Raw genomic sequence first — 9,737 nt, 5'->3', positions numbered from 1 at the left:
TGGTCAGTTCTTTGGATTTGAGGGAATTACTGCAGACGAGCTCGGCAAAGTCGCCTGTCTTGTGGGCCGGTGTACTGCGCCGCGGCCGCATTTCGTAGAGCACTACATCGATGCCTCGGGTTACCAGCTGGTACGCAGCCTCCGTGCCTGCAAGGCCGGCGCCTACGACCGTGACTTCCAACCGCAGTCCTTCCGAAGACAGAACGTGCTTCCCCGGGAGCCGAAGACGACCGGCGCCCCGCAACTGGGACATTCGCCCGCCTTTGGCGTCGAGCTGGTCGTAAACGTGCATTCGGGGTATCTGCTGCAGCCGTAAAATTTCCTCTTCTTCTTCGAGACCCGCTCCACCAGTTCTCCGGTACAGCCCTCGAGCGGGCACTGAAATCCGAGGGACATGGATTTTGTGAACTTGCAGTTGGGATAAGTGCTGCACGCTATGAAACGACCGAACCTGCCTGTCTTCTCCACAAGGTTGCCCCCGCAGTTCGGGCAAACCCCGTGAAAAGTTTCTTCAACAACGCTTATCTTTCCGTCCTTATCCACTTCCACGTTCTTCTTGTTCTTGCATTCCGGACGGCCGGTGCACACCAGATACTCGCCGTTTCTGCCCCACCGCAGCACCATCGGTTTCCCGCACTTGTCGCAGATGATGTCGGTCGGCCGCTCTTCCTTTTTCAGGTTTTTCATCTCTTTCTTTGCCGCCGACATCTCTTCCTTGAACACCGAATAGAACTCGTTCAGTTCGGCAATCCAGTCCTTTTCCTTTTCCTCAATCTGATCCAGGCCTTCTTCCATCTTAGCAGTGAAATCATAATCGACGATCCTCGGAAAAGAATGCGTGAGCAGACTGTTGACCGTTCTCCCGAGAGGCGTCACCATGAGCCTTCCCCTGTCTCTCCTCACGTACTCGCGCTCCTGAATCGTGCCCACGGTTGCGGCATACGTGGAAGGTCTGCCTATGCCCTTTGCTTCAAGCGTCTTGATCAACGACGCCTCTGTGAAATAGGGCGGCGGATTGGTGAAGTGCTGACGACCCGAGAGGTTCGTGAGGCTCACCGCTTCACCCTCCCGCATCTCCGGAAGTATCCTGCTCTCTTCGTCTTCGGACTTATCCTCTTCGTAGAGTTTTGTGTAGCCGTCAAAGAGAATGGTGGAACCCCTGGCTACGAAGAGGTAGTCGCCGCCTGCAACGTCTACGGATTTCAGCTGCAGTCTCAGGCGCGCCATCTGCGACGCCACAAATCTCTTCCAGATCAAATCGTACAACATGAAAAGATCCTTCTCCAGGAAGGGCTTCACGCGCTCCGGGTCGAGCGTCACGTCCGAGGGCCGTATGCCCTCGTGGGCGTCCTGCGCCGCACGGTTGTTCTTGAAGAAATTCGGTTTCTCAGGAACATACCCGGGCCCGAATTGACTGCCTATCAACTTCCGGACCTCTCCCAGCGCTTCATGAGAGACGCGCACTGAATCGGTCCTCATGTAAGTGATCAATCCCGTGGTCGTGCCCTCTCCGAGATCGACGCCCTCGTAGAGTTTCTGCGCGATAAGCATGGTCTTTGATGGTGAAAAGCGCAGCTTTCTTGAGGCCTCCTGCTGCAGGCTGCTCGTCTTGAAAACAGGCTGCGGCATAATGGCCCGCTCTTTCTCTTCTATCCCGGTGATCGTATAGGACTTACTCGCTGCTTCCGCCTTAAACCTGTCGGCTTCCTGCTTCGAGGGTATTTTTATTTTTTCGTCACCGATCTTCTCTAGTTTCGCCTCGAATGTCTCGCCGGAAGCAAGCGTGAACAGGCCTTCTATGCTCCAGTATTCCTCTTTGACAAAAGCGTCAATCTCATCCTGCCGCTCGCAGACAAGCTTCAGCGCCACAGACTGCACCCGGCCCGCAGACAGACCGTATTTCACCCGCTCCCAGAGCAGCGGACTGATCTGATAACCCACCAGCCGGTCAAGAATACGCCGCGTCTTTTGTGCTTCGTACTTCGATTCGTCCAGATCCTGCGGAGATTTTATGGCTTCGACCACTGCCTTTTTTGTGATCTCATTGAAGAGGACTCTCTTTACCGGCTTCTTCTTGCCCACCACCTCTGCTACGTGAAAGGCGATCGCCTCCCCTTCCCGGTCGGGGTCTGAGCCGATGTAGATTCTGTCCGCTTCCGCGCTTGCTTTTTTGAGGGTGTCGACGACTTTCGATTTGCCCTTAATCAGCCCGAAGTGTGGCTTGAAGCTGTCGTCCACGTCCACACCCATTTTGCTCTTGGGCAGGTCCTTGATGTGGCCGTAGGTAGCCTTGATCGTAAATTCCTTACCCAGGAACTTCGAAAGTGTCTTCACCTTTGTCGGTGATTCAACTATCAATAACGATTTTGCTGATGACTTTGCCATACGCCCTTCACACCTTCCTTAGGTAGAAACCTCCCGGCAGGGGCCGGATGAGGTCCTTCATCTCGAGTCTCGTCAGCAGAGGCAAAAGATGCTTCATCTCCCTGCCGCTCTTTTCTGCAAGCTCATCCACGTGAATCCTGTTAAGACCCATCAGGCCATAAATATAATCTTCATCCTCGTCCATCTCAAGTCGATGATCCTTTTCCAATGAAAGACCGGGGAAGCATGACGTGATGATATCTTCCATGCCTTCCACAAGCTTGGCCCCCTGCTTGATAAGGCTGTTGGCGCCTTTATACTCCTCGTCGAAGACCCTGCCCGGCACCGCGAGCACCTCACGATTGTACTCAAGGGCAAGCCTCGCCGTGATGAGCGAACCGCTTCTTGAGGTTGCCTCGATGACCAGCACGCCCTTCGACAGGCCCGCAATGATGCGGTTTCTAGCAGGAAAATTGCGCGGCAGGGGTGCCTCTCCCAGCGCATACTCGGTGAGAAGAAGCCCTTTAGCCTCGATCTCTGCGTAAAGATGCTTGTTTTCCGCGGGGTAGCAGATGTCGATGCCGCATCCGAAAACAGCTACCGTGCCGCCTTTTCCTTTCAAAGCGCCCCTGTGGGCAGACGAATCGACGCCTCTCGCAAAACCACTGACCACGGTAACGCCCAGCGACGACAGCGTTTCGGCGATCCGTTCCGCCAGGTTTATGCCTTCATAGGTGGCTTTCCTCGATCCCACAATGGCAATCGTCTGATCCTGAATAGGGAGTCGACCCTTCAAGTAGAGCACCAGCGGAGGATCAGGGATGCTCTTGAGTTGCAGGGGATAGAGAGCGTCGCGCAGCGTGACAGTCCGCACGCCCAGTTTGTCGAGCTTCGTCAGTTCATTCTCTATTTTTCCGAGGCCTTTAAAAGACCGGCATCGCTCCGTGAGTTTCGGGTCATCGATCGTTGCCTTTCCTTCAAAAAGCGACGCAACGCGCTCCGCTCCCTCGATGAGTTCCTTTTTTCTTATATAAGGTATGCCCGGCATTCGCGCCAGGCCGAGCGTAGCTACGATCTCATCCATAAAGTGACCAGGAACCTGTTTTATCTATTTCCTGTCTTCCTCAACCTCAACCTGCTTTATCTTTTTCCTATCTCTCACTCGTCCCGTACTTGAAGCGGCCGAAGTAGAATGAGCCGAGCCCGTAGAGCTCGCGTTGCAGGCCCGTGCGCGAGAATTCGTTTGCCCACCATTTTTCTCTCTTGAAATAGGACACCGTTGCCGGCTTCACCAGGAAAATGATTTTTTCCTTCTCGCCACCCGAATCATAAAGCACATGGTATCTCTCCGACGCATACTCGGGTACGATCAGGATGACCCTTTTGGCGCCCGCGTGGGCCAGTGTTTCTTTCACCTTGGCAACGGAAGCCTTGTCGTCGACACGTATCTCCAGTCCTTTCACCACGTCTTCCTTGACGCCCCGCGCTTTCGCCATCCTCGCCACAATCTCTTTCACGCTCATGCCCAGAACCTGATCGTCCTCAACGTACACGATCTTTCCGTTACCCGCCCAGAATTCCCTGAACGCCTCCTGATAGAGCTCACCGTTCCTGTCTTCCATGAATCGCGGCACGAGAATCACATCAGACGGGACAATCTTGTCCTCATAGACAAGCAGGCCCGTGAGCACCCTGAGCGAGAAAGGATGCACGAGGAGCGCGGCCAGCACCAGAAATAGGATCACCACGAATAAAAGGCAGCCGCAGCCGACTTTTCCTGCCTTGCTACCAGTCGTCATCCGCCTTCACCACCATTGTCCTGCACAGGATATCGTGTAATGCCCGCCCCCTGAAAAGAAATGCCATCACGAAGCCGAGGAAAAACGGCAATGCAGAAAGAGCGTAACAGATGCACCGCAGAAACGCCCGGATCTTGCCCGGATTCTCCCCGCGGGTTGTGACGACACGAATGCCGAAAATAGCTTTGCCGATGGTCTGCTCTCCGTCGGCAGTGAGAGACGTGAAGTAGTAAAGTACCACAAAAAGGAACGCAAGGGACAGTACCGGCGAAAATCCGGATAGTTTTGCCGAAAGAACGCTGAATGAGCTCGGCCGTATCCAGGGCATGTGGCCGAGAATGGCCGCCGTAAAGAAAAGAAACTGCACAAGTATGAGGAAGAGGACATCGGTAATGAAGGCAAAGAGCCTTGCGAATACTGACGCTCTGTTCATCTCATGTTCAGTTCGTAGAAAATAATGGAAAGCACCACAAGCGGCGTTGTCTCCGTCCTGAGGATGTTCTCGCCCAGGGTCAGCGGCGTGAAGTTCTGCTCGGTCAACCACGCGACCTCTCCTTCCTCGAAACCGCCTTCCGGTCCCACCGCCACGCATATCTCTCCCTTGACCTCGAGATTGATCACACTGCGGATGGTCTGTTCCCGCTCCTTTTCATACAACACCCACCTGTGTTTGAAGCGCTCCAGATCCGAAACGATGCCCCGCAGCGGAATGGGCTCCGCAACCTCGGGCACCGAGAAGCGGCCGCACTGGCGTGACGCTTCGATACAGATCTTTCTCCAGCGGTCCGGCTTGACCACGTGCCCGTTGTCTACCTTGATAACTGTTCTCTTGAAGAGCGTGGGCACTATGCGCTCCACACCCAGTTCGGTTGCCTTTTCAACGAGCCAATCCATTCGCGGGCCTTTAATGGGGCTGACAAAGAGCGTTACCTTCGGCCTCTTTTCCTCGGGATGGTGCACCACATCCACCACCTGCATGTAAAGCTCTTTGCCCTTCGTGCCACTCACGACGCAGCGATAGAGATATCCCTTCCCGTCGATAAGATCGACGCGCTCGCCGACTTCTTTCCTGAGGACACTGACAATGTACTTCTGGTACGGTCCCGTGACCACCACCATACCATTTTTCATTTTGAGCTTGTCCACAAAGATCCTTCTTGTTTCCATGGTTCACCTTTCAGGAATCTTGTAATACCGTGATTCAAAGAGCTTATGGTACTGTGTCCACGTCTCGTCATCCATGTTCTCTTGCATATGCTCTCTCACGCCGACAACCTTGGCGTCGAGATTATCGAGGTAATGTATGACCAGCGCTTCAAGGCACATGGGCTTCTTGGGGGACCCCCATTCAGCCTCGCCGTGATGGCTCAATATAATATGTTTGATGACGTCGCCGAGGTAGACAGGGAAGTCGTCAATGGCCGCAATCAGGCCATCGCACATCATAATGCCGATGGTTATGTGGCCGAGGAGCCTCCCTTTGTCCGAATAACCGAACCCGCCCTTGACCTTCAGTTCCTCCACTTTCCCGATGTCGTGCAGAAGACTTCCGGTCACGAGCAGGTCTTCGTCCGTTCCGGTCAACGGCGCGATCCCTTTTGCCATGACCGCGAGATTGACAGAGTGCTCGAGCAGGCCTCTGAGGTACGCGTGATGGATGCCTACGGAAGCGGGAAAATAGAAGAACTTTTCCAGAAGATCTTTCCTCTTGCCCAGTTGATCAAACAGGGCCCTGAGATGAGGATTCTTCATCCCTGAGACAAGATCGTAAAAGCTCTTCTGAAGCTCGCCGCTGGCAGCGCTGCTCTCGGGATAGAATTCTTTCAGTTCATCCGGTGCAAGCTCCTGATCAACTTTCCGGATGCTCGTGACGTTGAGCTGAAGCGTCTCCTGGTACATTCTTGCCTTCGATTCCACGTAGACCAGATCATTGCGGTCGAAGAGCGCGCCCAATTCGTCTGCTTTTTCCCAGACCCTCGCCTCTACGGAACCTGTCCGGTCTTTCAAAAGGAGGGTCATATATTTCGTGTTGTTCTTGCTGAGGTAGGTACCCTTCCGTACTACGATGAAGTAATCGTTGACTTCTGCGTCACGAGTCAGGTCTTTTACAAAGAGCCGTTTCACCGATTCCTCATCCGCGGCCTGAACGACTTATCTGGGGTCGCTCCCATGGGCCCTCTTCACCTTCTGTATGAATTCCTGCAGCTTCTTTTCATAACCGCGCGCCGTGGGATGGTAATAGGTCCTGCCGCGCAGTTTATCCGGCATGTATTCCTGCTCTACGATGGCGTCTTCGTAATCGTGAGGGTAAAGATACCCGCGGGCATACCCGAGCTCTTTCATCAGTCTGGTGGGCGCATTGCGAAGATGAAGAGGAACGGGGCATTCCGGGAAATCGCGCACATCCTGTTCCGCCTGCCCGTACGCGGTGTAGACCGCATTGCTCTTCTCCGCGCACGCGAGATAGACCGCTGCCTGCGCAAGGGAGAGGTACCCTTCCGGCGGACCGATGAAGTTGTAGGCCTCCATGCACGACATGGCAAGCGTCAGCGCAAAGGGGTCGGCATTACCTACGTCCTCCGAGGCAAACCTGACCATGCGCCTCGCTATGAAGAGCGGATCCTCGCCTGCCTCTATCATGCGCGCAAGCCAGTAAAGAGATGCATCCGGATCAGATCCCCTGAGGCTTTTGTGCAAGGCGCTTATCAGGTCGTAATGGTACTCACCCTTCTTGTCGTAGATCAGTACCTTCTTCTGATACCCTTCCTTCAGCATCTCCTGATCGATCACCGGAGCATTCGGGTTCCGCTGGCACGCCATCTTGTAGCAGACTTCCAGCAGGTTGAGCGCTTTCCTCGCATCTCCCATGGCCAGCGTACAGAGCTCTTCCAGCACGCCATCGCCGATCTTCGGCGGAAGGGCGGCAAGTTCGCTGTCCTCCTTGAGCGCCCTTCTCACTATCGTCTGGACATCCTTGTCGGTGAGGGCGTTCAGTGTCACCACTCTCATGCGTGAGATGAGAGGGGCAATGATTTCAAAGGAAGGGTTCTCCGTCGTGGCGCCGATCAGTATGATCTCACCGCTCTCAACGCAGGGAAGGAACGTGTCCTGCTGCAGTTTGTTGAAGCGGTGGAATTCGTCTATGAAGAGGATCAGCTTCTGGTGCTTCGATTTCTGGATGACTTCCTTCACTTCTTTGATGCCGATGGTGACGGCGCTGAGCGCAACGAAGGGCAGGTGCAGGGCCTTCCCGATCAAAAAACCCAGGCTGGTTTTTCCTGTCCCCGAGGGGCCCCAGAATATGAGGCTCGGGACATCCTGCCGGTCGAGCAGGGACTTCAGAAGCTTACCCTCGCCCATGAGATGTTCCTGCCCCACAAACTCATCGAGGCTCCTGGGCCGCATCCTGTCGGCGAGCGGCTTTCTTACCTCTTTCCGTACGACTTCTTTGTCGAACAGCTCCATGAGCGCCTACACTATACCAGCTTACGGTGCCTTTTTCCATTTGCGTACCGACCAGAGCGATTCTCTTATCACGGGTAAAGTACGGATAGGGGCTACGATAAGAGCGGATGACCATTTCTTTGACCGCCTGTCTGATAGAGCGACACAGTCGGTCAACCCGCAGCCCTGCGGGGTAGGCGTGTTTATTGACACCTTCGCGGAGCGACGGAGTGTGCACAGCATCGACGTTCTATCGCGATGCTGTGCACAAGTACATTCATCTGCGACTATCTCTCTTGATTTTATCCGCATTTATCTGTTTCTTTGCGGTTTTCGTTGTATAGTAATCATATGAACAAACCTGGTGCTCATACGATAGTTGACTTCACTCTCATCTCGAATCCGATCGGACCGTCAAACAAGGCGCGCCATGCCATGCGCAAAGCGGTACGATCGGTTGACCGGCTGCCGCAGACCAGCTTTCTTACACACTACCTCGCGAAGACAGAGGGCATAACAGAACAAGAGATCCTTCTCGGGCACGGTGCTTCGCACCTTTTCACTCTCCTCGTGAGAGCCGAGCGCGTGCAAAGCATACTGCTGCCGACGCCCGCTCCGCGCGTCTACGAGGAGATGCTCAGAAAAGCGGGAGTGGCCGTACGTCCTTTTATGCTCGATTCAGACAAAGGATTCCGAATCGACGTTGAAGAATTCAAGAAAAGCTGGCGCGACGTGGACGCCGCAGTGGTCCTGAATCCCCACTGCCCGACCGGAGTGAACCTGACAGAGGAGTCCGTCGCGGACCTGATCCAGACCGCTGCCGAACACGACAGGCTGCTCATACTGGACGAGACACTGAGGGACTTTACGGGTAATCCGTCGCCGGCAAAACACGTGGTAGCTGCACCCAATGCGATCATCCTCAGGAGTTTCTCCACCTATCACGCGCTCGCAGGGCTGCGGCTGGGCTATGCGATCGGCCACCAGGCGCTGCTGCCGCGGCTCAGGGGTCTTCTCGAGCCCTGGCCTGTCAACGCTCTCGCTCCGGCTGCTGCGCTCGCATCACTGAGAGACAAAGGGTATCGCAAAAGAACAGCGCTGTTCTTGTCCGCAGAAGCAGAGTACGCCCGAAAGAAAGTCGAGCAGCTGGAGGGCGCTGCGCCTATTGCAACGCCGTGGGGGTTCCTCATCCGGATCCAGCATTCCGCTGCGGACCTGAGCAATCTTCTTGTTCAGAGGGGAATTCTCGTCGAACACTACAGCGATGCGCAGGGCAACCAGTATCTCTCATTCCCTTCCCGATCTCACGCTCAGAATGCTCGCTTCCTCCGCAGCCTGGGATGGATAGTAAAAGTGGTAAACACGATGGCGCCCGGGGGAGCAACTCGCTGAGTCGCGCACGATATAGCTGCACAGACCGCAGCGTGGGTTCCGCGAATTTCTTCTGATCTTGTGCTGTAACGCGAAGGATGAGGTGGCATCGCGAGCGGCGGGGATACGCTCCGCTAACCGATCTCCCGCCAGGTGGGATAGGCTTTCAGGGCGTCGGCCAGATCCGCCTCCCTCGCCCCAATTTGCCGACAGTACTCCAAGATGAGTCGCCAGCGCGGCGCCGCCGCTAGTATGGTGGCTCGCGTAACCATGTCGTCAGGTCCGAGGACGCCGAAGAACGCCTGCAGCTTGTGGGACGTTATTTCGCTGAGAACCTGACCCAGGCGCTCCCGATCACCCGCCCCCCTCGCCGCATCGTACAGTCTAGAGATAACGCTCGCCACCTCATCAGGTAGCAACTCAGACAGCACCCCGGCAGCGCTGAGGGCCCGGTCCACCGAGTCCCTATCGTCGGTTCGAAGCACGATATGGTGGGAGCCTTCGTCGGGCATGACATATATCCCAGGGCGCGTTGACGAGCGGAAGCACCTCCGCGCCAAACTCACCGTGGCCAGATGGTGGATGATCGCAGCCAACCCCCCGTCCCTAAGATGTTGCCGAACGCCCCGGCTCTTCCCGTAAAGAAGCAACTCGCAGAAGACCCATCGTCTTATAAACAGGGGCGGGTCCCCGTACACGACGTATGGCCTAGCTGCCGAGAAGAGTTGACCTATCCGCTCGAGGACAGCCGCCTCCGGT

The 9,737-nt window shown here is 55.4% G+C and carries 10 protein-coding genes; 1 reads left to right on the top strand and 9 read right to left on the bottom strand.

The annotated features are described in order from the left end of the window. From VMT71_17995 to VMT71_17960, 8 genes are all read right to left on the bottom strand, one after another. Nucleotides 1-181: FAD-dependent oxidoreductase (locus tag VMT71_17995; GenBank protein HVN25865.1), on the bottom strand; the 181-nt coding region annotated here is incomplete at its 3' end. Then, nucleotides 163-2,385, bottom strand: a complete 2,223-nt coding sequence (gene topA, locus VMT71_17990; protein ID HVN25864.1) for a type I DNA topoisomerase — start codon at nt 2,383-2,385, stop codon at nt 163-165. The genes VMT71_17995 and topA, both read right to left, overlap by 19 nt. A gap of 7 nt (nt 2,386-2,392) precedes the next feature. Beyond that, on the bottom strand, nt 2,393-3,448 hold the full coding sequence (gene dprA, locus VMT71_17985) for a DNA-processing protein DprA (GenBank protein HVN25863.1): 1,056 nt from the start codon (nt 3,446-3,448) through the stop codon (nt 2,393-2,395). Between the two features lie 67 nt (nt 3,449-3,515). Continuing rightward, on the bottom strand, nt 3,516-4,163 hold the full coding sequence (locus tag VMT71_17980) for a hypothetical protein (GenBank protein HVN25862.1): 648 nt from the start codon (nt 4,161-4,163) through the stop codon (nt 3,516-3,518). Beyond that, nucleotides 4,150-4,596 carry an RDD family protein gene (locus VMT71_17975; GenBank protein ID HVN25861.1) on the bottom strand — a complete coding sequence of 149 codons (447 nt, stop codon included), beginning with the start codon at nt 4,594-4,596 and terminating at the stop codon, nt 4,150-4,152. The genes VMT71_17980 and VMT71_17975 overlap by 14 nt, the downstream gene beginning before the upstream one ends. Continuing rightward, a complete protein-coding gene (locus VMT71_17970; protein ID HVN25860.1) occupies nt 4,593-5,309 on the bottom strand; it encodes an RsmE family RNA methyltransferase in 717 nt (238 codons plus the stop codon). The genes VMT71_17975 and VMT71_17970 overlap by 4 nt, the downstream gene beginning before the upstream one ends. A 24-nt stretch (nt 5,310-5,333) precedes the next feature. After that, nucleotides 5,334-6,287 carry an HD domain-containing protein gene (locus VMT71_17965; protein HVN25859.1) on the bottom strand — a complete coding sequence of 318 codons (954 nt, stop codon included), beginning with the start codon at nt 6,285-6,287 and terminating at the stop codon, nt 5,334-5,336. A 27-nt stretch (nt 6,288-6,314) separates the two neighbouring features. Beyond that, nucleotides 6,315-7,628 carry a replication-associated recombination protein A gene (locus VMT71_17960; GenBank protein HVN25858.1) on the bottom strand — a complete coding sequence of 438 codons (1,314 nt, stop codon included), beginning with the start codon at nt 7,626-7,628 and terminating at the stop codon, nt 6,315-6,317. A gap of 330 nt (nt 7,629-7,958) precedes the next feature. On the opposite strand from VMT71_17960, the gene VMT71_17955 reads away from it, so the two are divergent. Beyond that, the gene (locus VMT71_17955; GenBank protein HVN25857.1) at nt 7,959-8,999 is read left to right on the top strand and encodes an aminotransferase class I/II-fold pyridoxal phosphate-dependent enzyme; all 1,041 of its coding nucleotides are present in this window, start codon (nt 7,959-7,961) and stop codon (nt 8,997-8,999) included. A 113-nt stretch (nt 9,000-9,112) separates the two neighbouring features. On the opposite strand, the gene VMT71_17950 is transcribed toward VMT71_17955, so the two are convergent. Continuing rightward, a partial coding sequence (locus VMT71_17950; protein HVN25856.1) for a hypothetical protein occupies nt 9,113-9,737 on the bottom strand: 625 nt, incomplete at its 5' end.

The sequence above is a fragment of the Syntrophorhabdales bacterium genome (assembly GCA_035541455.1).
GTDB lineage: Bacteria > Desulfobacterota > Syntrophorhabdia > Syntrophorhabdales > WCHB1-27 > JADGQN01.
Note: the sequence above shows the minus strand (reverse complement) of the source record. Positions and strands in the feature narration are given on the sequence as shown.